The organism is Myxococcus sp. MH1 (assembly GCF_059738865.1).
The window spans coordinates 5,654,314-5,674,504 of the sequence record NZ_AP026947.1 but is presented as its reverse complement, the minus strand read 5'-3'; the positions used below and the strand labels follow the sequence as shown (position 1 = coordinate 5,674,504).

General features: G+C 70.0%; 21 protein-coding genes. 18 read left to right on the top strand and 3 right to left on the bottom strand.

Annotated features, from left to right (window positions below):
• Positions 1-13 precede the first annotated feature (13 nt).
• Positions 14-1,465: a M16 family metallopeptidase gene (locus tag AC6JA9_RS22255; RefSeq protein WP_223783336.1), complete on the top strand. Its 1,452-nt coding sequence runs from the start codon at positions 14-16 to the stop codon at positions 1,463-1,465.
• Positions 1,462-2,160, top strand: a complete 699-nt coding sequence (locus AC6JA9_RS22250; protein WP_497957786.1) for an RluA family pseudouridine synthase — start codon at positions 1,462-1,464, stop codon at positions 2,158-2,160. The genes AC6JA9_RS22255 and AC6JA9_RS22250 overlap by 4 nt, the downstream gene beginning before the upstream one ends.
• Before the next feature lie 139 nt (positions 2,161-2,299).
• Here the strand turns inward: AC6JA9_RS22250 and AC6JA9_RS22245 are convergent, their stop codons facing one another.
• From AC6JA9_RS22245 to AC6JA9_RS22235, 3 genes are all read right to left on the bottom strand, one after another.
• A complete protein-coding gene (locus AC6JA9_RS22245) occupies positions 2,300-3,073 on the bottom strand; it encodes a hypothetical protein (protein ID WP_497957785.1) in 774 nt (257 codons plus the stop codon).
• Entirely contained in the window at positions 3,070-4,392 is a 1,323-nt protein-coding gene (locus AC6JA9_RS22240) for a hypothetical protein (RefSeq protein WP_267700908.1), read from the bottom strand. Before AC6JA9_RS22240 ends, AC6JA9_RS22245 begins: the two co-directional genes overlap by 4 nt.
• Before the next feature lie 103 nt (positions 4,393-4,495).
• Positions 4,496-5,059, bottom strand: coding sequence for a hypothetical protein (locus AC6JA9_RS22235; RefSeq protein ID WP_426746343.1), 564 nt, complete (start codon positions 5,057-5,059; stop codon positions 4,496-4,498).
• Positions 5,060-5,234: 175 nt separating this feature from the next.
• Between AC6JA9_RS22235 and AC6JA9_RS22230 the strand changes: the two genes are divergently transcribed.
• The 16 genes from AC6JA9_RS22230 to miaA all read left to right on the top strand — a co-directional run bounded on the left by AC6JA9_RS22230 (position 5,235) and on the right by miaA (position 20,093).
• Entirely contained in the window at positions 5,235-6,050 is an 816-nt protein-coding gene (locus AC6JA9_RS22230) for an MlaE family ABC transporter permease (RefSeq protein ID WP_223749024.1), read from the top strand.
• Entirely contained in the window at positions 6,050-6,841 is a 792-nt protein-coding gene (locus AC6JA9_RS22225) for an ABC transporter ATP-binding protein (RefSeq protein ID WP_370640380.1), read from the top strand. Before AC6JA9_RS22230 ends, AC6JA9_RS22225 begins: the two co-directional genes overlap by 1 nt.
• Positions 6,842-6,941: 100 nt before the next feature.
• Entirely contained in the window at positions 6,942-8,471 is a 1,530-nt protein-coding gene (locus AC6JA9_RS22220; protein WP_046713871.1) for an MlaD family protein, read from the top strand.
• A 111-nt stretch (positions 8,472-8,582) separates the two neighbouring features.
• Positions 8,583-9,509 carry a PfkB family carbohydrate kinase gene (locus AC6JA9_RS22215; protein ID WP_223749023.1) on the top strand — a complete coding sequence of 309 codons (927 nt, stop codon included), beginning with the start codon at positions 8,583-8,585 and terminating at the stop codon, positions 9,507-9,509.
• A gap of 105 nt (positions 9,510-9,614) precedes the next feature.
• Complete coding sequence (locus AC6JA9_RS22210; RefSeq protein ID WP_223749022.1) at positions 9,615-9,968, top strand: TIGR02266 family protein; 354 nt, start codon at positions 9,615-9,617, stop codon at positions 9,966-9,968.
• Between the two features lie 29 nt (positions 9,969-9,997).
• Positions 9,998-10,729, top strand: a complete 732-nt coding sequence (locus AC6JA9_RS22205; protein ID WP_141330841.1) for a metallophosphoesterase family protein — start codon at positions 9,998-10,000, stop codon at positions 10,727-10,729.
• Between the two features lie 77 nt (positions 10,730-10,806).
• Positions 10,807-11,502, top strand: coding sequence for a hypothetical protein (locus AC6JA9_RS22200; RefSeq protein ID WP_223749021.1), 696 nt, complete (start codon positions 10,807-10,809; stop codon positions 11,500-11,502).
• A gap of 13 nt (positions 11,503-11,515) precedes the next feature.
• Complete coding sequence (gene asd / locus AC6JA9_RS22195) at positions 11,516-12,358, top strand: archaetidylserine decarboxylase (protein WP_141330837.1); 843 nt, start codon at positions 11,516-11,518, stop codon at positions 12,356-12,358.
• A gap of 26 nt (positions 12,359-12,384) precedes the next feature.
• Positions 12,385-13,656, top strand: a complete 1,272-nt coding sequence (hisS, locus tag AC6JA9_RS22190; RefSeq protein WP_497960733.1) for a histidine--tRNA ligase — start codon at positions 12,385-12,387, stop codon at positions 13,654-13,656.
• A 139-nt stretch (positions 13,657-13,795) separates the two neighbouring features.
• Complete coding sequence (locus tag AC6JA9_RS22185; RefSeq protein ID WP_497957784.1) at positions 13,796-14,197, top strand: S24 family peptidase; 402 nt, start codon at positions 13,796-13,798, stop codon at positions 14,195-14,197.
• Entirely contained in the window at positions 14,194-14,490 is a 297-nt protein-coding gene (locus tag AC6JA9_RS22180; RefSeq protein WP_223749019.1) for a PqqD family protein, read from the top strand. The genes AC6JA9_RS22185 and AC6JA9_RS22180 overlap by 4 nt, the downstream gene beginning before the upstream one ends.
• On the top strand, positions 14,490-15,020 hold the full coding sequence (locus tag AC6JA9_RS22175) for a hypothetical protein (RefSeq protein ID WP_223783330.1): 531 nt from the start codon (positions 14,490-14,492) through the stop codon (positions 15,018-15,020). Before AC6JA9_RS22180 ends, AC6JA9_RS22175 begins: the two co-directional genes overlap by 1 nt.
• 1 nt (position 15,021) lies before the next feature.
• Positions 15,022-18,132 carry an outer membrane protein assembly factor BamB family protein gene (locus tag AC6JA9_RS22170; protein ID WP_497957783.1) on the top strand — a complete coding sequence of 1,037 codons (3,111 nt, stop codon included), beginning with the start codon at positions 15,022-15,024 and terminating at the stop codon, positions 18,130-18,132.
• Complete coding sequence (locus AC6JA9_RS22165; RefSeq protein WP_223749016.1) at positions 18,129-18,302, top strand: hypothetical protein; 174 nt, start codon at positions 18,129-18,131, stop codon at positions 18,300-18,302. Before AC6JA9_RS22170 ends, AC6JA9_RS22165 begins: the two co-directional genes overlap by 4 nt.
• On the top strand, positions 18,290-19,186 hold the full coding sequence (locus AC6JA9_RS22160; RefSeq protein WP_267700913.1) for a hypothetical protein: 897 nt from the start codon (positions 18,290-18,292) through the stop codon (positions 19,184-19,186). The genes AC6JA9_RS22165 and AC6JA9_RS22160 overlap by 13 nt, the downstream gene beginning before the upstream one ends.
• Positions 19,179-20,093, top strand: coding sequence for a tRNA (adenosine(37)-N6)-dimethylallyltransferase MiaA (gene miaA / locus AC6JA9_RS22155; RefSeq protein ID WP_223749014.1), 915 nt, complete (start codon positions 19,179-19,181; stop codon positions 20,091-20,093). The genes AC6JA9_RS22160 and miaA overlap by 8 nt, the downstream gene beginning before the upstream one ends.
• Positions 20,094-20,191: the final 98 nt, after the last annotated feature.

The following is a 20,191-nucleotide window of genomic DNA, read 5'->3' as shown; positions in this document are numbered from 1 at the left end:
CCAGAAAGACTCCATGGCCTCTCGCAAGAGCCGAACCTCGAAGAAGTCCGCCGCCCCCCGCCGCGCCGTGAAGAAGGCCCCGGCCCGGGCGGCGAAGAAGAAGTCCTCCTCCCGGAAGACCGCGTCCGCCGTCGCCACGACGAGCCGGGAGCTGGTGTTCCCCACGCTGCACGAGAGCACCACGTCCAGCGGCCTGAAGGTCATCGCCGCCGAGCGTGGACCGCTGCCGCTGGTGTCCATGCGGCTGGTGATTCGCGCCGGCAGCTCCACGGACCCCGAGGGCAAGCACGGCATCGCGGACTTCGCGGGCCAGCTGCTGCGCCGGGGCACGCGGAGGCTGAACGCGCAGGCCATCGACGAGGCCGTGGAGTTCGTCGGCGCCAGCCTGGGCGTGGGCGTGGGCGAGGACACGCTGTCCGTCGCCATCACCACCCCGGCCGAGCACTTCGCGCAGATGCTGGGCGTCATGGGCCAGCTGGTGATGGAGCCCACGTTCCCGGAGTCCGAGGTCGCCGATGCGCGCGAGCGCGCGCTGGCCCAGTTCGCGAATGATTTGGACGAGCCGTCCGTCATCGCCGACCGCGCCCTGGTGCGTGCGCTCTGGGGCAAGCACCCCTACGGACACAACGTGAGCGGCTCGGTGAAGACGGTGAGCACCTTCACCCGGGACGACGTGGTGCGCTTCCACCAGGAGCGGCTGGGGCCCAAGGTCGCCATGCTGGTCGTGGTCGGCGCGGTGGACCCGGGCCGGGTGGCCGCGGCGGCCGAGGAGGCCTTCGCCGGTTGGACGGGCGGGCCGGACAAGGCGCCCGTCATTCCTCCGCTGGAGAAGGTGGCCAAGGCGGGGCGGGTCATCGTGGTGGACAAGCCGGACCAGACGCAGTCGCAGGTGCGCATGGGCGGCCCGGGCTATCGCACGGGGCACGAGGACTACTTCCCGGCGGCGGTGATGAACACCGCGCTGGGTGGCGGCTTCACGTCGCGCCTGATGAACGAGGTCCGCGTCAACCGGGGCCTCACGTATGGCATCGGCTGCTGGTTCGACGCGATGCACGCGGCCGGCATCTTCGCGCTGTCCACCTTCACGAAGACGGAGTCGACGCGGGAGATCATCGACGTGTCGCTCGGGGAGATCGCCAAGGTGCGCGACTCCGGTCTCAAGCCGACCGAGCTGCGCGACGCGCAGGCGTACATGGGCGGGCTGTATCCGCTGCGCACGGAGACGAACGAGTCCATCGCGAGCGCCATCTCCGACATCCGGTTGAACGGGTTGGGGGATGACTGGGTGTTGCGCTTCCGAGACAGGCTCAAGGCGGTGACGCCGCGGCAGGTGGCGGCGGTGGCGAAGAAGTACTGCTTCGCGGAGCCGCCCACGATTGTCGTGCTGGGCAACGCGGCCGCGGTGAAGAAGCAGCTGAAGGGCCTGGGGCCCATCACCGTCGTGCCGGCGTCGGAGTACGAGTGACCGAGCCTCGCATCCTCTTCGAAGGGGGAGGGGTGCTGGTGGTGGACAAGCCGCCCGGGGTGCCCGTCATCCCCGGGCGGGACGGCGGGTCCTCGCTGCGCGATGCCTTGGAGACGCAGCGCGGGCGGAAGATCTTCGTGGTGCACCGGTTGGATCGGGACACGTCGGGGGCGCTCGTGTTCGCGCTCGACGCGGCCGTGCACCGCGCGCTGTCCATCGCGTTCGAGTCCGGCAAGGTGCGCAAGCGCTACCTCGCGCTGGTGGAGGGCCGCATCGACGCGCCGTCGCTCGTCGATGTGCCGCTCATCGCCGCGCGAAAGGGCCGCATGCGGGTGGCGAGGCCGGGCGAGGCGGAGGCGAAGCCGTCACGCACGCGGGTGCGTCCGGTGGAGAGCTTCGACAAGGCCACGCTCGTGGAGGCCGAGCCGCTCACGGGCCGCACGCACCAGATTCGCGTGCACCTGCTGTCGCTGGGACATCCGCTGCTGATGGACCACCAGTACGGCCGCGACACGGCGTTGACGGAGAAGGACCTGGGAGGGCAGGGCGACGGCGTGGTCCTCGAGCGCACGCCCCTGCATGCCGCGCGCGTCGAGTGGCCCGCGCTGCCGGGCGTGGAGGCTCGCGGGGTGGATGCGCCGCTGCCGGAGGACATGGTGCGCGCGCGTGACCTGCTCCGGCGCACGCTGGGTTGAGCGGGTGGCGCCGAGGTGGGCGTCACTGCCGGAGGATGCGCGCGCCTGCGCCGGTGAAGCCGTGTGAGGTGCCTGCGCCGCTGCTGGCGACATGGCGCACGCATGCTGCTTCGGCCCGCGCCCTGTCGAGCCGAACGGGCTACTTCACCTTGAAGGCGTTGGACGACGCCTGCACGCCGAAGCGGTCCGTCACGGTCAGCACCACGTTGGCGCCCTGCGCGTCGATGGCGATGTTCTGCACGCAGAGGCCCCCGACGAACTTGTCCAGTGAGGTGGGGCTCACGTTGCCGTTGTTCTTGCTGATGGACAGGTCGACCTTGTCCGTGAAGTCCGCGGCGCGCGGGCCCACGGCGCGGACCGTGATGGTGAAGGGCTGGCCGATGTCCTGGTCCGAGATGGGCTCGAACTCGTAGCCGGTGATGTCTCCCTCGCCCATCGGTCGGGTCGGATCCTGCCCCGCGTCGGGCTCCGGGCCTCCATCCGCGACGTAGACGCCTCCGTCGGGGATGCCATCGGGCCCCGCGTCCGGCGTTCCCGCGTCCTGATTCCAGAGCGTGAATCCCTGGGGGCTCGTGGTCTCACGCCCATCGTCCAGCGCCACGCGCACGTCATAGGCCGCGGCGCCGAGGTTCGCGGGGAGGTCCACCGCGAAGAGGCTCTGCGCGTTCAGCGCGATCACCCTGGCCTCCTGATCTCCGATCCACACCCGCGTGCGGCCTTGGAGCTGCGCCTCTCCCTCGGCGTAGTCCAGGCGGACGGGGAACGCCGCATCGAGCTCCAGGAGGATGGGGTCGGTGCGGCCGACGGTGTCCGAGGCGGGCCGGACGGAGACGATGCGTGGCGCGGGGAGCGATGTGCTCGAGCCACAGGCGGACAACACCACCATCGCCAGGAGCACGAGCGCGCGGGTCATGGCTCGAACCTCATCCCCAGCAGCACCGAAACACCGCCGAGCTGGGCGTCCAACCACGGCGTGCTCGCCGGAGCCCACGCACCGCGCAGCTCTCCCAACGCGCTCCAGCGCCCGAATCGGTACGCGCCCTGGATGGCCAGCAACCCCATGCCGGAAAGCTTGCTCTCTTTCACCTCCGCCGGGAAGTCGGTCTGGAGTCGGTGACGGAAAGGCGCCACTCCTCCTCCTGCTCGGCCGTACAGGGACAGCGCCGCGCCGCGCAACAACTCGACGCGCGCCGACACGAGCACCGGCACCGCGAACACCTGCGAGCGCACCGCGCCGAGCGCGCCCACCGTGCCCCGGAAGGACGCGGCCCGCACGCCCACCTCCAGCTCCCCCGCCAATCGTCGCTCCCACCAGGGCGTGGTGAACGCCACCCCCAGCGCACCGAAGGGACCCGAGTTGTCGCCCCGCGCGAACACGCCCCCCGCGAGCACCTGGACCGCCGGGCGCCACGGTGCATCGCCCACGAGGGCAGGGGGCGGTTTGGCCGCGGGAGGCTTCGTCACGACGACGACCCGGAAGACCTCCGCGTGCGCGCGCACGTCGTCTCCAGCGCCGTCGGCCTGGACGACGGCCGTCACCGAGGCCGCGTCCTCCTCCGGCGTCACCCGGAAGCGGGCGATGTCACCGACCTCGATGGGCTCGGCCCGTCCCCCATCGACGTGCAATTTCAACCGCGCCACATCCAGCGGCCCCTCGCCCGCCACGAGCAACCACCCGCCCCGGGCAGGCAGCGGTGCGGGCGTGAGGGCCGCGACATGGGGACTCACCCTCGGGACATCCAACGGCGCGGAGGCATCCGTGCGCAGTTCCCCGCGCGTGGCGAGCACCCGCGCCGAAGCGACCCCCGGAGGCACCTCGAGAGGGACACGCGCCTTGCCCTTCCCATCCGCCTGGACCGGACCGAAGTGCGTCTCACCCACGAGCACCGTGACGGAGGCCCCTGGCGAGGTCGCCACGTCGAGCGTCGTCTGCCCCAGCAGGGCGAGCCGCAGCACGGTGACCTCGGGCGGGCCGTCGGCGGCCTCCACCCAGAACAGGAACACCGCCACCAGCGGATGCCGGACGGGCGGCGGCGTCCACTGGAAGGTCCGCACCGCGCCGTGCGCCAGGCGCTCCTCGGCGAAGTGTCCGGAGGAGGCGGCCACCCGCAGCGCCCCCGTCTCCGGAGGCACGCGGACCTGGAGGGACACCGTCTTGTCCCTCCCGAGGACGACCCGGGTGGGGGAGGCGAGCACCTCCAACCCGGGCCCTCCCGAAACCGGGACCGCCATGGCCGACGACGCGGCCACGGCGAAGACTAGAAAAACCAGGAAGGGCGGTAAGCGGGTGCGCACGAGCGATTCCGCCGAACTTCGCCCTCCAGGCTCTTTCCGGTCAACCCTCGCTGACGGGGGCGTCCTCGGCGGGGGTGTCCAGCGCGGCGGCCTGCGGCTTGTCCGCGGGGCCGGTGGCCTGCCGGACGGGCGGGCTGAAGGCGGGCTTCTCGGTGGGAGCGCCGCCCCGACCGTGCACCAGCGTCTTGGTGTCGGTGCGGAAGGTGATGTCGAACTTGTCGCCCCGCACGGCCGTCACGAAGCCCACGCCGAACGTCGGGTGCTGGAGGACCTGATCCACTGCGTAGGTGTCCTTCGGGCTGTAGCGGGGCGCGTTGGCCACGTCCTTGCCCGCCAGCTGCTCCTCGAAGGAGATGATGATCTTCTCCGCCTTGGTGGTGCCGCTGGACGACGCCCGGCTCGCGCGCGGGGTGCTGCTGCTGCTGGTGGAGGTGGGGCGGTCCGTGGTGCCAGGAGCCCCGCGGTAGGCGTGGTCCCCGTTGCACGTGTTGCAGCGCACCCGAGCAATCTTCGTCCCCACCATCGCCAGGATGGTGTGCGCGAGGGTGAGCTTGCAGCGGGTACAGTACGCGTCCACCTCGCCGCCGACCTTTTGAGTTGCCATGTTCGTCTGAGTTCTCGGCCCGGCGCGCCTGTGACGGGGAGCCGGGCATGAAGGAAAGGGGCGCGGAACATAAACGCAACGCTTCGAAGTGAGGTAGTCCCTTCGTCGTCCGCTCGCACGGGAACACTTCGCTTGTGCCCCCCTTCGCACCACGTAAGAGTAGGCGCCTGAACGCATGACCACGCAGACCCCCAGCAAGCCGGCTCGCGAGCCCGGGATGCTCACCCAGACGGTGAGCAGCTTCGGCAAGGGCCTCATCGACGTCGTCAGCTCCATTGGTGGCGTGGTGACGCTGGCCTTCGACGTGGCCCGGTGGAGCGTCCGACCTCCCTACCGGCTCCACAACCTGTTCGCCCAGCTGGACTTCGTGGGGGTGGGCTCCATCTTCATCGTCGGGCTGACCGGCCTCTTCACGGGCATGGTGTTCGCCCTGCAGACCTCCGAGGCCTTCCGCATGTTCGACGCGGAGAGCCTGGTAGGCCCCACGGTGGCGCTGACGCTGACGCGGGAACTGGCGGCGGTGTTCTCCGCGCTGATGGTCACCATGCGGGCGGGCTCCGCCATGTGCACGGAGCTGGGCACCATGCGCGTCACCGAGCAGGTGGACGCCCTGGAGACCATGGCCGTCAACCCGGTGCAGTACCTGCTGGTCCCCCGGGTGCTGGCGGGCCTGTTCATGGTCCCCATGCTGACCATGCTGTTCAACACCACGGGCATGTCCGGCGCCTACTTCGTCGCGGTGGGCGGGCTGGGCATCTCCCCGGGCACGTTCCTCACGCGCACCCAGGCGTGGCTGGAGCCGGCGGACGTCTACGAGGGCGTCATCAAGGGCGCGGTCTTCGGCCTCTCCGTGGCGCTCATCTGCTGCTACAAGGGCTTCAACGCCTCGGGCGGCGCCAAGGGCGTCGGTCAGGCGACGACGGAGGCGATGGTGGCCAGCGCGCTGTCCATCTTCATCCTCGATTTCCTCGTGGGCATCGTGATGCACTGATGGCTGCCTCCGGTCCTCCTCCGCGTCCCGAAGCCGGCGCGTCCACGAAGCCGATGATTCAAATCGTGGACCTGCAGAAGACGTTCGGTGAGAACAAGGTGCTCACCGGCATCAATCTCTCCGTGCCCCAGGGCAGCACGTGCGTCATCCTCGGGGGCTCCGGCTCCGGGAAGACGGTGCTGATGAAGCACATGATCGGCCTGCTCCGCCCGGACAGCGGCCAGGTCAACATCGATGGGGAGGACATCGTCCCCATGGGCGTCGAGGACCTGCAGCGGGTGCGCAACAAGTTCGGCATGGTGTTCCAGGCCGCGGCCCTGTTCGACTCGATGACGGTGTTCGAGAACGTGGCCTTCCCGCTGCGCGAGCACACGAAGCTGTCGGAGGACGAGCTGTACGCCAAGGTCCGCGCCAAGCTGGACCTGATGGACCTGAAGCGGGAGGTGGAGTCGAAGTTCCCCTCGGACCTGTCGGGCGGCATGCGCAAGCGCGTGGGCCTGGCGCGGGCGGTGGTGCTGGACCCGAAGATCGTCCTCTACGACGAGCCGACCACCGGCCTGGACCCCATCACCACGGACTCCGTGGACGAGATGATCCTCGCGGCTCAAAAGGGGCTGGGGGTCACCAGCGTGGTCATCAGCCACGACATCTCCTCGGCCTTCAACGTGGCGGACCAGATCGCCTTCCTGTCCAAGGGCGTCATCGTGGAGAACGGCACCCCGGAGCAGCTGCGCATGTCCCAGCACCCCGCGGTGAAGGTGTTCCTGGAGACGTGGTTCGGGAAGAATTGACAGGGTCTGCGCCCGCCGGGTCCGGTTTCAGGAAAATGTGGCACTCCGGATGCAAAACGTTAGAGTCGCGCCCGGCCGGTAGCCCTCGGAGTCACATCAGGTGAAGAAGCTCGTTACGCCTTTCCGTGTTGGCCTGCTGGTCATCGCCGCGGGGGCCTTTTTCGTCGGCTTCGTGCTGTTCGCGCGCGAGGGCGGCCTGAGCGACAGTGACTCCACGCGTGTCTGGGCCTACTTCCGGGATGCGTCCGGCCTGGCGGTGCGCGGGCGGGTGCAGATCGCCGGCATCCGGGTGGGAGAGATCGACGACATCGTCCTGGAGGGCACGCGGGCGCGGGTGTTCCTGAAGATCCGCAACGACGTGGACCTGCGCGAGGACGCGGTCCTCACCAAGCGCTCGGAGTCGCTCCTGGGCGACTACCTGCTGGACCTGAACCCGGGCACGGAGAACGCCCCCAAGCTGGAGACGAACGGGCAGATCCGCCGCGTCATCGACAGCCAGGGCATGGAGGCCATCTTCGAGTCGCTGTCGCAGATCACCTCCGACATCCAGCAGGTGACGGGCGCGCTGCGAGAGGTGCTCGGCGGCGAGCGCGGGGCGGGCTCGCTCCAGCGCATCGTCGAGAACCTGGTGCGGCTGTCGGACTCGGTGGACGCCACCGTGCGCCGCAACGCGGACCGCCTGGACGTCATCCTGGCCAACTTCGAGGGCGTGTCGTCCGACGTGCGGACGATTACGCAGAGCAACCAGGCCGACGTGGGCCGCATCGTCGACAACATCGAGTTCATCACCCGCGACGTGCGCGAGGTGCTCGCCAGCGTCAAGAACATCGTCGGCAGCGGGGAAGGGGACTTCAAGGAGAGCGTCGCCAGCCTCAAGCAGACGCTCACCAAGCTGGACAACTCCCTGGGCAACCTGGAGGAGATCACCCGCAAGGTGAAGGACGGCGAGAGCACCGCCGGCATGCTGCTCACCGACGAGAGCGTGGGCCGCGAGGTGCGCGAGACGGTGCGCGACGTGTCCAGCCTGGTCTCCCGCCTCACGGAGCTCCAGACGGAGGTGGGCATCCAGAGCACCTACCTGGCCGCGCAGGGCCGCTCGAAGAACATGCTGTCCCTGCGCCTCATCCCCCGGCCGGACAAGTACTACCTGCTGGAGATCGTCGACGACCCGCGCGGCACCGTCACCACCCAGGTGGTGCAGACCAACCCTCCCTCGGAGGGAGATCCGGTCATCCAGACGCAGAAGGTGACCAAGGAGAGCCTGAAGATCAGCGCGCAGTTCGCCAAGCGCTGGTACTTCACCACCCTGCGCGTGGGCCTCATCGAGTCCACCGGCGGCGTGGGCGCGGACCTGCACCTGTTCGACGACGCGCTGACCCTGAAGATGGACGCGTTCAACTTCGCCGCGGACGAGCTGCGCTACCCCCGGCTGCGCGCCACGCTGCGGGCCCAGGCCTTCGACCACCTGTTCGTCGTCGCGGGCATGGACGACATGCTCAACGCGCAGCAGCGCGACGTCGTCACCCAGCGGCTCATCGCCGGCCGCGACTTCTTCGTGGGCGGCGGCCTGTTCTTCACCGACGACGACCTCAAGGCCATCATCACGGCCACCGGCATCCCCTCGCCCTGAGCGTCGCCGGAGCGCGGCGAGCTTGACGCCGGCCGTGAAACCGCGTACCCGGCACGGGCACGGGGTCCTGGTAGGAAGCCGTGCTTTCTCGGCCATTTCCAGGAAGCTCGCATGTCCCTGCTCGTCGTCGGCTCCGTCGCATTGGACTCGGTGGAAACCCCCTTCGGACAGAAGGAGGACGTCCTCGGCGGGTCCGCCACGTTCTTCTCCACGTCGGCGTCGTTCTTCTCCCCCGTGCGCGTCGTCGCCGTGGTGGGGGAGGACTTCCCCGAGGCCCATGTCAGCTTCCTGAAGGGCCGGGGCATCGACCTGGAGGGCCTCACCCGCGAGTCCGGCCGCACGTTCCGCTGGAAGGGCCGCTACGGCTACGAGCTGAACGAGGCGAAGACGCTCGACACCCAGCTCAACGTCTTCCAGGCGTTCTCGCCGGACCTGCCCGCGTCCTACCGCGACACGCCCTACGTCTTCCTGGGCAACATCCACCCGGAGCTCCAGGCGCGCGTGGTGGACCAGGTCCGCAACCCCAAGCTGGTGGCCGCGGACACCATGAACTTCTGGATCCAGGGCAGCCGCGACGCGCTGCTCAAGACGCTCCAGCGGGTCAACCTGCTCTTCGTCAACGACGCGGAGGCGCGGCAGCTGGCCGGCGAGCACAACGTGGTGAAGGCCGCCCGCGCCATCCTCGGCATGGGGCCCCAGCGCGTGGTGGTCAAGCGCGGTGAGTACGGCGCGCTCCTCTTCGAGAAGGACCACATCTTCGCCTGCCCGGCCTTCCCCCTGGCCGAGGTCTTCGACCCCACGGGCGCCGGAGATACCTTCGCGGGTGGCTTCATGGGCACCGTGGCCACCGCGGCGTCCGGGGTGGACTCGGCCGTCCTGCGCCGCGCCATGGTCATGGGCAGCGTCATGGCCTCCTTCACCGTGGAGAAGTTCAGCCTGGAGCGCCTGCGCGAGGTGACGCGCCCGGAGATCCACGCCCGCTTCGCGGAATTCAAGAAGCTGACCCACTTCGAGGACCTGGGGCCGCTGGAGCGCTGAGTGCCGGGCGGGCAGGGTGGGGTCCGGCCCCACCCATGAACTTGACGGTGGATTCAGGCCGTCCCTAGGCTTTCCTCCTTTTGGGTGCTCGGGGAAGGAAGAGGGTTGAGCGATAACCGAAAGTCCGCGCGGGTGCCGACCTTGCTTCGCTGTTGGTGCGAGACCGACAATGTCACCCTGTACGCGCGCATCACCAACCTGAGCGAGGGCGGCCTGTTCCTGCGGACGAGCACGCCGCTGAAGCGAGGGGCGAAGGCGGTGCTCCGGCTGACCCCGGGGGATGATCCCGAGGTGCAGACCGCGGCCACGGTGGTATGGCTGCGGGAGGAGGAGGACCGGGCCTATCCGCCGGGGATGGGGTTGCGGTTCGAGTCGCTGGACGCGGAAACCCTGGGGCGGCTCCGGCGGATTATCTCCCAGCAGCAGAAGAACCCCGTGAAGGCGGTCTGGGCCGGCTGAGCGCCGGGCTCCCACCAGCCGAGGCATCCATGCGCATCGCCGTCATCTCCGACATCCACTCCAACATCGAGGCGCTCACCGAGGTGCTGCGGGTCTGCGAGCAGCAGAAGGTGGACCGCATCGTCTCCCTGGGTGACATCGTCGGGTACGGCGCGTCGCCGAATCCCTGCTGTGAGCTGGTGCGCTCGGTGGCGGAGGTGACGCTCTTGGGCAACCACGACGCCGCGGTGGCGGGGCGGATGGACTACTCGTACTACTACGACGCCGCCCGGCACGCGCTGGACTGGTCCGCCAACGTCCTCACGGACGAGAACATGGCGTGGCTGCGCAGCCTGCCGTACACGTACCGCATCGGCGAGGTGGGCTTCTGCCACGGCTCGCCCATCGACCCGAAGGCGTACGAGTACATCTTCGCGCTCGAGCAGGCGCGGGAGCTGACGCCGTACGTGGAGGAGCTGCCCGAGGTGACGTTCATCGGGCACAGCCACCTGTGCCGCGCGTTCGCCATCGGCAATGGCGAGGTGAACGACGTGGTGGCCCAGAAGTTCGGTATCCGCCGGGGCTACAAGTACATCATCTCCGTGGGCAGCGTGGGCCAGCCGCGCGACTACGACAACCGGGCCTGCTTCGTCATCTGCGACACGGACGCTCGCACGGTGGAGTACCTGCGGGTGGAGTACGACATCGAGACGGCGGCGCAGAAGATCTTCGACGCGGACCTGGCGCTCAACTTCGGCAAGCGCCTGTTCCTCGGGGTTTGACGCGCCGCCTTCGGAAAACTGTGCACGGGCCGGGGGACATGAAATAAACCGGGTCCGTGCGCCCCCAGGTCCTCCGAGTGTCCCTCCGGCCCTTCGCGGCCCTGCTGTCCTCCCTGTTGCTGCTGCTGTCGGCCTGCCGCCGCGAGCCGCAACCGTCGTCGCCGGAGTACCAGCAGGCCACGCGCCAGTTCCGCGAGCTGTACGCGCAGAAGCTGGATGAGGCCTACCTGGACCCGAAGATGGGCCCCATCGAGGCGCAGCTCCAGCGCGTGCCGCAGGACAGCCTGGATGCCCCTTCCGCGCAGGAGCTGCTCCAGCGCATCCAGCGCGAGCGCACCCGCATGCAGTCGGAGCTCGCCGCGCGCCAGAAGGCCGTGGCCAGCGCCCGCGAGATTCCGCCCGGCGCGCCCTCCACCACGCTCGCGCCCCCGCCGCCGCCTCCTCGCGCCGAGCCCGTGGACGCGGGGCCTCCGGACGCGGGCCCCGTCAACGGTCCCCAGGTCGGTTCTCCGGCGAGCGAGCTGGTGGCCGGCTTCCGCGGCTGCTTCAAGCGCGGCACGCCCATCGACGTGGAGGGGCGGGGCATCCGGGACGCGTGGGAGATGACCGACAGCACGGCCTGCCGCCTGGAGTACCCGGGCCACGTGGGCACGGTGCTGCTGACCGAACAAGGCCGGGTCCTGATGTTGTTGCCCAAGAGCTCCGTGACGACGGTGACGCGGACGCTGGATGCCGGGACCGTGCCCCCCGCGGCGACGGACGCCGGCCGTTAATCAAAGACGCCCCATGAACGACCAGACCTTCATGAAGTTGATGCGCCTGTTGCCCAAGTCGGCCCTGTCGACGGTGGTGGGCATGGCCACTCGAGCCCCGCTGCCCGCGCCCGTGCACCAGGCGGCCATGCGCGCGTTCGCCCGCTCCTACAACGTGGACATGGCGGAGGCCGAGCACCCCATCGAGCACTACCCGACGTTCGCCCAGTTCTTCACGCGCGGCCTGAAGACGGGCCTGCGTCCCATCGACGCGGACGCGAAGTCCGTGGTGTCGCCGGTGGACGGGCGTGTGTCGCAGGTGGGCTACTCCGACCTGGGGCGGTGCCTGCAGGCCAAGGGCATCGAGTACACGGTGGACGAGCTGTTGGGGGACGCGGAGGCGGCGAAGCCGTTTCACGGTGGCGCCTGGACGACCATCTACCTGTCGCCCAGGGACTATCACCGCATCCACTCGCCGCTGGCGGGCACCATCACCGGCTACGCGTACATCCCCGGTGAGTTCTGGCCGGTGAACCCGGCGTCGGTGCTCAACAAGCAGTCCCTGTTCTGCGTCAACGAGCGGCTGGTGACGTACCTGGAGACGGCCGCGGGCAAGTGCGCCGTGGTGAAGGTGGGCGCCACCTGCGTGTCGCGCATCAAGGCGGCGTACGACGACGTCACCACGCACACGGGCCAGCCGGGCAAGGTGCACCGGTATCAAGAGGGCTACAAGGTGGAGAAGGGCGGCGAGCTGGGCCGCTTCGAGATGGGCTCCACCGTCATCCTGCTGTTCGAGCCGGGCCGCGTGAAGTGGGACCCGGTGCTGCAGGAGGACGCGGTGCTGCGGCTGGGGCAGCGCATCGGAGTGGTGCCGTGAGCCAGACGCTCGCCGCCGTCAAGGGCATGAATGATCTCCTGCCAGGGGAGATTGAAATCTGGCAGCACGTGGAGGGGCTGGCCCGGGAGCTGTTCGGGCGCTTCGGCTACGGGGAGATCCGCACGCCCATGGTGGAGGACACCGCGCTCTTCGTGCGCAGCGTGGGCGAGGAGACGGACATCGTCGGCAAGGAGATGTACACCTTCGACGACAAGGGTGGCCGCAGCCTGTCCTTGCGTCCCGAGGGCACGGCGCCCGCGGCGCGCGCGTACATCGAGCACTCCATCCTGAACCAGGAGCCGCTGACGCGCTGGTTCTACACGGGGCCGATGTTCCGGTACGAGCGGATGAAGACGGGCCGCTACCGGCAGTTCTATCAAGTCGGCGCGGAGGCCTACGGCTCGAAGGAGCCGGCCCAGGACGTCGAGGTGATGGACATGGTGGCCCAGTTCCTCCAGGCGCTGGGGCTCCAGGACATCGCGCTCAACCTCAACTCGCTCGGCGACGAGGCCTGTCGGCCCGCGTACCACGCGAAGCTGGTGGAGTACCTCAAGGCGCACATCGACGAGCTGTGCGGCGACTGTCACCGCCGCATGGAGACGAACCCGCTGCGCGTGCTCGACTGCAAGAACCCCAAGTGCCAGGAGGTCGCCGGCAAGGGGCCCAACGTGCTCGAGTTCCTGTGCGAGCCGTGCAAGGCGCACTTCGACGACGTGCAGCGCAAGCTGACGGCGCTGGACATCAAGTACGTCGTCAACCCGCGCATGGTGCGCGGCCTGGACTACTACACGCGCACCGTCTTCGAGTTCATCGCCTCGCACCCGGCGCTCGGCACCGCGAGCACGGTGGGCGGCGGTGGTCGCTATGACAAGCTGGTGAAGAGCCTGGGCGGGCCGGACGTGCCCGCCGTGGGCTTCGCGTGTGGTCTGGACCGGCTGGTGCTGCTCTTGAAGGAGGGCACCCGGAAGTTCGGCGTGTCGCCGGACCTGTTCATCGCGGTGGCGGATCCGGGCTCGCAGGACACGGCCTTCACCCTGGCCAGCAAGCTGCGGCGCGAGGGCCTGCGCGTCGACTTCGACACCCGGGGCGGCAGCCTCAAGAGCCAGATGAAGCGCTCCGACAAGAGCGGGGCCCGCTTCACGCTGGTGCTCGGTGAGCAGGAGCGCACCTCGGGAGAGGCGAAGCTCAAGCGGATGGCGGATGGCTCGCTGATCCCCGTGAGCCTGAGCGGCCTCGCCGCCGCGGTGCGTGAGCATTCGGCGGCGACCGAGGTTGCGCAGCGCGGCAACGCGACCTGATGTCTCAGTCAGGGATTGTGTTGAATCCCTGATATTTCCATGAATCCTGGAGGTGGTCTGTAACCTCCGGGAAATTCAGGGAGAACTCCGGGCGACTCAGTCGCGTGACCTTGGCCGGTGCGGTAGACTTCCGCCGTCAATGTCGAGTGAGTCCCCCAGCTCCGCTCCGTCCCAGGCCTTGCGCTGGATTCCCGTTCGGGGAGACAGCATGTGGCCGTCGTTGCGGGATGGAGACGTGGCGGGTGTCGAGCCGCTGTCTCGCGAGCCCCGCCCTGGTGAGGTCGTGCTGGCGCGGTTCGACGATGTGCTGGTGCTCCATCGGGTGTGCGCGGTGCGCGAGGGCGTGCTGTCGCTGCGCGGGGACAACGCGGCCGGAGAGGACCCTCCCATCGCCGCGTCGCGGATCCTCGGGTGCGTGGCGCGCGTGCGCAGGAGGGGCGTGGAGCTGGGCTCTGCGTGGGATGGTGGGCCGTCGCGCCTGGGACGGCTGCGCGCGTTGGTGCGCGGGCGGGTGGCGCGGTGGCTGGGGCGGCGCTCATGAGCGGCGACTTCGGAGGGGACAGTCATCCCCGGCGTCGCTCGGGAGCGGAGGGGCAGCGCTTCGGCGCGGACTTCCTGCTGCTGGACGCGGAGGGCCGCACGCTGCGGGGCCTCAACGCGACGGCGGTGCGAATCTGGGAGCTCAGCGACGGGACGCGCTCGGCGCGCTCGGTGGCCGAGGTGGTGGCCCGTGAGTTCTCCATGGACGTGGGCGCGGTGCTCGCGGACACGTTGCGATTTCTGACGGAACTGGCCCGCTTGGGCCTCATCGAAGAGCTTCAGGAGGTGCGGTGATGCGAGCGCGCATTGCGGGCTTCTCGGCGGCGGCGCTGCTGCTGGCGGCCTGTACGGAGGGCGGCGTGGCGCCCAAGGTGTCGGAGTGGACGGACGCGCCTTCCCGGGAGGTGCCGCCGGTGTCCCCGACGGACGTGTTGGGCGAGGAGGACGTGGCGGCCCGGCCTCCCGCGGCGGAGGTTCCCGTCGTCGGCGAGCCGATGCCCGCGCCCCTGACGGGGCACGCCGAGGTGGTGGAGTCCGGCTCGCGAGGCCTGTCCGACGTGTCCCAGGTGGACGTGGACCTGACGCTCACGGGCGTGCGCGGCAAGGGCACGGTGGAGGTGGAGTTCGTGTCGCCCGCCGGCCACCCGTATGAGCGGCGGACGAGCGTGGTGGTGGCGAAGCCGGACATGACGCGGACCTTGCGCTTCTCGCTGCCCGTGGCCGGGACGACGGTGGCCACCTCCGCCATGATCGGCACCTGGCAGGTGCGCTTCCTCTTCGACGGGGCGCCGCTGACCACGGCCGCCTTCACCCTGGAGCCGTGACGTGAGCCCCGCCCCCCTGAAGTCCGTCAACGCCCGCCTCGCCGCGCTCGTCGCCGCGCTCGTGCTGCCCTCGGCCGCGCTGGCGCAGAGCACCACGCGCGCCGCCGTCTTCACCACGCTCCCTGGACCCGGGGAGACGGTGGCCACCGTGGTGATGGACGAGGTGTCCGAGCTGCGCGTCCGGGTGCGCAACAACACGCGCGCCAACTCGCCGCAGTTCCGTCCCATCAACCAGGTCAACTTCGTGCTGCCCACGGGCTACACGCTGTTGGAGAGCCCCGCGCCCGCCGGATGGGTCGCCACCCACAACGTGGCGACGCGCAGCGTCCGCTACAACCTCCCGGTGAACTGCGCGGGCGCGGATGCCGGGCTGATGTTCGACGAGTCCGCGACGTTCACGCTGCGGATGATCCCGAACATCAGCGCGACGAACGCCACGGGCCAGCAGTTCACGACACAGCTCTCCGCGCACGAGGCCTGCGGCAACCTGTCGTTCGGCACCAATCGCACGCAGGATGAGGCCGAGTGGCAGCGCGTGAGCCTGGCGACGCGCGTGGACATCTCCCCGCGCGCCGTGGGCGTGGGGGACGACATCACCGCGCGGCTGGTCATCGAGAACCGCTCCTCCACCGCGAACCAGACCAACATCACGGCCGAGGGTCCGAGCACGGGCGCCGGTGGCGTGACGTTCCAGGTCGTCGAGGTGCAGCCCGCCAACTTCGCGGTGACCATCCCCCAGCGTGGCGCGGGCATCCTCTCCGCCCGGGCCACGACGCAGACGGGGGGAACCATGGTGGCCAGCGTGCGGGGACGCAACGGCTCGGGCTCCGTCACGTCGAACGTCGCGGACACCCCCATGGTGAACGTGGCGCCGCTGGCCGCCGCCGGAGACGTGGACAACACCCAGGCCTTCACGGGCGAGACGGTCAAGGTGCGCCTGAGCGTCACCAACACGTCCCCCACGAACGCGTATCTGAACGTGACGCCTCGGGCGCCCGTGCTGGTCGGCTCGGCGCAGGTTGCGCTCGCGTCGGGGCCCAGTCCGGCCAACGTGGCGCGGCTGGCGCCGGGAGCGTCCGCGCACTTCATCTGGAGCTACACCGTCACCGGCGCGGAGCTCTCGACCTATGCGTTCGATGTCCAGGCGGATGCGACGCTGAATGGCGCCACCGTCTCGACGCCGGTGGTGCGCTCGGCCGAGGGCCGCGTCGTCGCGCACCGGGTGAAGGTCAGCCCGTCGGTGCTGGTGCCGGGGCAGGGCAATCAGACGGTGACGTACACGGTGCAGAACCGCGGCACGGTGCCGCTCGATGAGGTCAAGCTGCTCCGGCCGCCGGTGAACTTCTTCGGCATCACCGGCAACCCGCCCGCGCCCACCGGATGGATGTCCTATTACGACACGGCGACGGCGAGCTACACGTGGCTGGCGAACACCAACGCGGTGCGCATCATGCCCAACCAGGAGCGCACCTTCACGGTGACGTACGCCTCCGTGGCCAACGTCAACGCGCCCACCGTGTTCCGACACCGCGTGCACCTCCCTCTGGCCTACGCGTCGGATGCTGCTGCCCGCATCGAGACGCCGCTGGTGCTCGCCACGGGCCTGGCGCCGGAGGTCGAGCGCCTCACCGCGGTGGCTCGCGATGCCAGCGTGACGGTGACGTGGGACAACCCCTCGGTGCACAACGGGGTGCTCATCCTCCGCTCCGCCGGTGCCGCGCCGAACGCGGCGCCCGTCGCGGGCCAGACGTACGCGGCCGGTGCGACGCTGGGCAACGCCACCGTCGTCCTGTCGGAGTCGTTCAGCTCGGCGACATCCTTCGAGGACACGGGCGTCGTCAACGGCACGACGTACTACTACCGCGTCTACAACACGGATGACGTGGGGTTGTACTCGGCGGGCAATCGTCCCACGGCCTCGGTGGCGCTGATGGCCACGCCTCGGGCGCGCGTGGGCTCGGCGCCGCTGTGGTGCTACTCGGTGGGCCTGGACGCGCGGCTGCAGCCCATCACCGAGCTGGGCGTGGGCATCTTCAGCTCCTTCAATGACTCGGTGGTCGCCAACCTGACGAACGTCACCCACCCCTCCGCGGATGGCGCGGAGCGCTGGCGTCCGCTGCCGCTGTCGGGGCTCATCGGCAGCCGCTTCCCGGTGGTGCCGCTCAATGGCCTGCCGGGCCAGTACATCCTCACGGCGGACCAGAGCGGCGTGGCGTATGCGCTCAACGCGACCACGGGCACGGTGCTGTGGCGCTGGAACAACAACGGCGCGCCCATCGGCACCATCCAGTCGTTCCCGGTGACGCAGCTCCACGACTACGCGAACGCGGCGTACAAGGCCGCGCGTCCGAACACGGACCTGGTGTTCTTCGCGACGCGGCTGGCGAACGCCGCGCAGAACCGCGTGGTGGCGCTCAATGCGCGCACGGGTGCGCCCGTCTTCACTTACCAGCCCGGGGACCTGGGCATGGTGAGCGGCGGCATGGTGGTCGACTACACCACCAACCGGCTGTTCATCGGCGCGAAGGCGAACGGGTCCGCGGCCACGTTCCGTGTGCTCAACACGCTCAACGGCGCCGAGGTGGGGCGCCTGTCACTGGGGGATCTGGAGCACAGCCTGGTGCGCAACGGCGTGGCGAATCAGATCTTCGCGACGAACAGCGACGGCGTGGTGCACGCCGTCGACGGCAACACGATGCAGGCCGTGTGGAGCGTGAACGTGGGGACCCGGCCCTCGCCGAGCACGCCCGCCTTCACCAGCTTCGTGCGCCCGCTCGGCGGCGGCTTCGTGGCGAGCCTGGCCAGCGGCGCCGTGGAGTTCTGGGACTACTCGGCGCCCGGCGCGACGGCGCCCACGCGTGTGTGGACCACGCCCATCGCGAACCCGTCCGGTACGTTCACCCTCAACCAGGCCGGCGTGGTCCGCATCTACGCGGGCAGCTCCGATGGCAACGTGCACCAGCTCGAGATGATCGGCGGCGTGGACTCCGGCCAGGTCGCCATCGGTGGTACGCAGCTCATCGGCACGCCGACCATCGACACCACTGTCTCCCGACTGCACGTCGGCTCTCAGGACGGCCGCATCTGCGCCTTCCCGGTACCGTTCCCGTGAACCCTCCCTCGACCCCCTCGGCCCCGCAGTCCCCGGCGGTGGAGACGTCTCCGTCGTCCGTTGTCACGCCTCGCTACGAGGCGCCCGCCATCCTGTGGGAGCAGCCCTTCGTCGCGCTCGCGGCGATGTCGCAGTGCAACATCCCTGGCGAGTCGGAGTGCACGCCCTGAGCTCGTCGGGAGCCGGCCCGTCCGGTCCCCGTCGCTCGGGCCGCCTCGATGATTCGCAGGAGACGTCCGGCCCCTGGCTCACGCTGGCGGGCTGGACGGTGGGGCTTCATGTGCCGGAAGCCCGCGTCCAGGAGCTGCTCCGGCGCTCGCTCGCGGGCTTCATCGTCGACGCGCCTCCGGCGGGTGCTCGCGTCTCACGGTTGGAGGTGCGTCCGCCCGAGGTGCCGCGCGCAGAGCCGGCGACGCGAGCGCTTCCCCGTCCCTGGCGCGCGGAGGATGGCGCGCTCGTCCTCGAGGGGGAGGACTACTCGGCGCGCATCGAGGCGGGTGGTGCGCGGGGCGCGGTGGTCGGCGCGGGGCGCTTCCCGGTGGAGGTGGTCCTTCGCGTGATGCTGGCGGCGGAGCTGGCGCGGCGCGGTGGGCTGTTGGTGCACGGCGTGGCGCTCGTGCATGACGGGGCCGCGGCGCTGTTCACGGGGCACTCGGGCGCTGGCAAGAGCACGCTGGGCGGACTGTGGATGGGGGCGGGGGAGTCACTGCTCTCGGACGAGCTGGTCGCGATATGGCCGGAGGCACCGGGCCTGTGGCGGGCCTCGGGGACGCCGTGGAACGTGGGCTTCCCTCGCGAGGCGCGACTGGGGGCGGTGGGGACGCTGGCGTGGGATTCGAGCTCGCGCTGGGAGCGTCAGGGTGGGGGAGAGACGGGGCGGATGCTGGTGCACAATGTACTGTTGCCCGAGGCGTCCCCAGCGGGCAGGGCCGCGATGCTGGCGTCCGCGGGTCGACTGTTGTCCGAGGTGGAGTCGGCGCGGTTGGTGTTCTCTCGGGATGAGTCCGCCGTCACGGTGGTGAGGGCTGCGTTGGGAGCGTCGCGACATGGGTAAGGGGCCGGTGTTGACGGTGGTCGCGGGGCCGACGGCCTCCGGGAAGACGGCGCTGGGCATCGAGCTGGCGCGTCGCCTGGGCGGAGAGATCGTCAGCGCGGACTCGCAGCAGGTGTATCGGCACTTCGACATTGGTACCGCGAAGCCGTCCGTGGAGGAACTCGCGGCGGTGCCGCACCACCTGCTGTCCGTGGTGGACCCGCTGGAGACGTTCTCGGCCGCCGAGTACCAGCGTCGCGCGGACGCGGCCATCGCGGACATCGCCGGCCGCGGTCGGCCTGTCATCGTCGTGGGCGGGACGGGGCTCTACCTGCGCATCCTGCTGCACGGCGTGGTGGAGGCTCCAGGCGCGCTCCCCGCGCTGCGCGCCGAGATGGAGGCGGTCGCGGCCGAGCAGGGACGTGAGGCCGTCCACCGTCGACTGGCCGCCGTGGATCCCGAGACGGCCGCGAAGCTGCCGGTCCAGGACCTGGTGCGTGTCGTCAGGGCGCTGGAGATCCACGCGCAGACGGGCGTGCCCGCCTCGGAGTTCCGCAAGGCCCATGCGTTCCTCCCGGACCGCTATCCCTTCCGCCTCTTCGTCCTGGAGCCGGCTCGCGAGGACCTGTACGCGCGCATCAACGCGCGCACCGAGGCCATGTTCGCCGCGGGCCTCGTGGACGAGACACGCGCGTTGATGGAGCGGGGGTTCGCGGACGCGGCCCCCATGCGCAGCGTGGGCTACGTGCAGGCGCGCGCGGTGGTGGACGGACGCATGAGCCTCTCGGAGGCCATCCAGGACACGGCGCAGGAGACACGCCGGTACGCCAAGCGTCAGCTCACCTGGTTCCGCAAGGAGGCGGGCGCCGTCTTCGTCCAGCCTCCGTACGCCGCGCTCCGCGAGCACTCACCGCAATCCCCCGGGTGAGGCCTTGGTGCCTCGCCCCCCGTGGGTGAGGCCTGCCCCCGAGGGAGGGGCGAGGAGGGGAGGGACCGGGAAGGCGCGACGTTGTCCCCGCGACGTGA

Bases quoted from the DNA above. Each gene is read 5' to 3' on its own strand.
- AC6JA9_RS22245 (WP_497957785.1), bottom strand. From the start codon at position 3,073: ATGACCCGCGCGCTCGTGCTCCTGGCGATGGTGGTGTTGTCCGCCTGT.
- AC6JA9_RS22255 (WP_223783336.1), top strand. From the start codon at position 14: ATGGCCTCTCGCAAGAGCCGAACCTCGAAGAAGTCCGCCGCCCCCCGC.
- AC6JA9_RS22235 (WP_426746343.1), bottom strand. From the start codon at position 5,059: ATGGCAACTCAAAAGGTCGGCGGCGAGGTGGACGCGTACTGTACCCGC.
- AC6JA9_RS22240 (WP_267700908.1), bottom strand. From the start codon at position 4,392: ATGGCGGTCCCGGTTTCGGGAGGGCCCGGGTTGGAGGTGCTCGCCTCC.
- AC6JA9_RS22185 (WP_497957784.1), top strand. From the start codon at position 13,796: ATGTCGAGTGAGTCCCCCAGCTCCGCTCCGTCCCAGGCCTTGCGCTGG.
- AC6JA9_RS22225 (WP_370640380.1), top strand. From the start codon at position 6,050: ATGGCTGCCTCCGGTCCTCCTCCGCGTCCCGAAGCCGGCGCGTCCACG.
- AC6JA9_RS22180 (WP_223749019.1), top strand. From the start codon at position 14,194: ATGAGCGGCGACTTCGGAGGGGACAGTCATCCCCGGCGTCGCTCGGGA.
- asd (WP_141330837.1), top strand. From the start codon at position 11,516: ATGAACGACCAGACCTTCATGAAGTTGATGCGCCTGTTGCCCAAGTCG.
- AC6JA9_RS22205 (WP_141330841.1), top strand. From the start codon at position 9,998: ATGCGCATCGCCGTCATCTCCGACATCCACTCCAACATCGAGGCGCTC.
- AC6JA9_RS22230 (WP_223749024.1), top strand. From the start codon at position 5,235: ATGACCACGCAGACCCCCAGCAAGCCGGCTCGCGAGCCCGGGATGCTC.
- AC6JA9_RS22215 (WP_223749023.1), top strand. From the start codon at position 8,583: ATGTCCCTGCTCGTCGTCGGCTCCGTCGCATTGGACTCGGTGGAAACC.
- miaA (WP_223749014.1), top strand. From the start codon at position 19,179: ATGGGTAAGGGGCCGGTGTTGACGGTGGTCGCGGGGCCGACGGCCTCC.
- AC6JA9_RS22175 (WP_223783330.1), top strand. From the start codon at position 14,490: ATGCGAGCGCGCATTGCGGGCTTCTCGGCGGCGGCGCTGCTGCTGGCG.
- hisS (WP_497960733.1), top strand. From the start codon at position 12,385: ATGAATGATCTCCTGCCAGGGGAGATTGAAATCTGGCAGCACGTGGAG.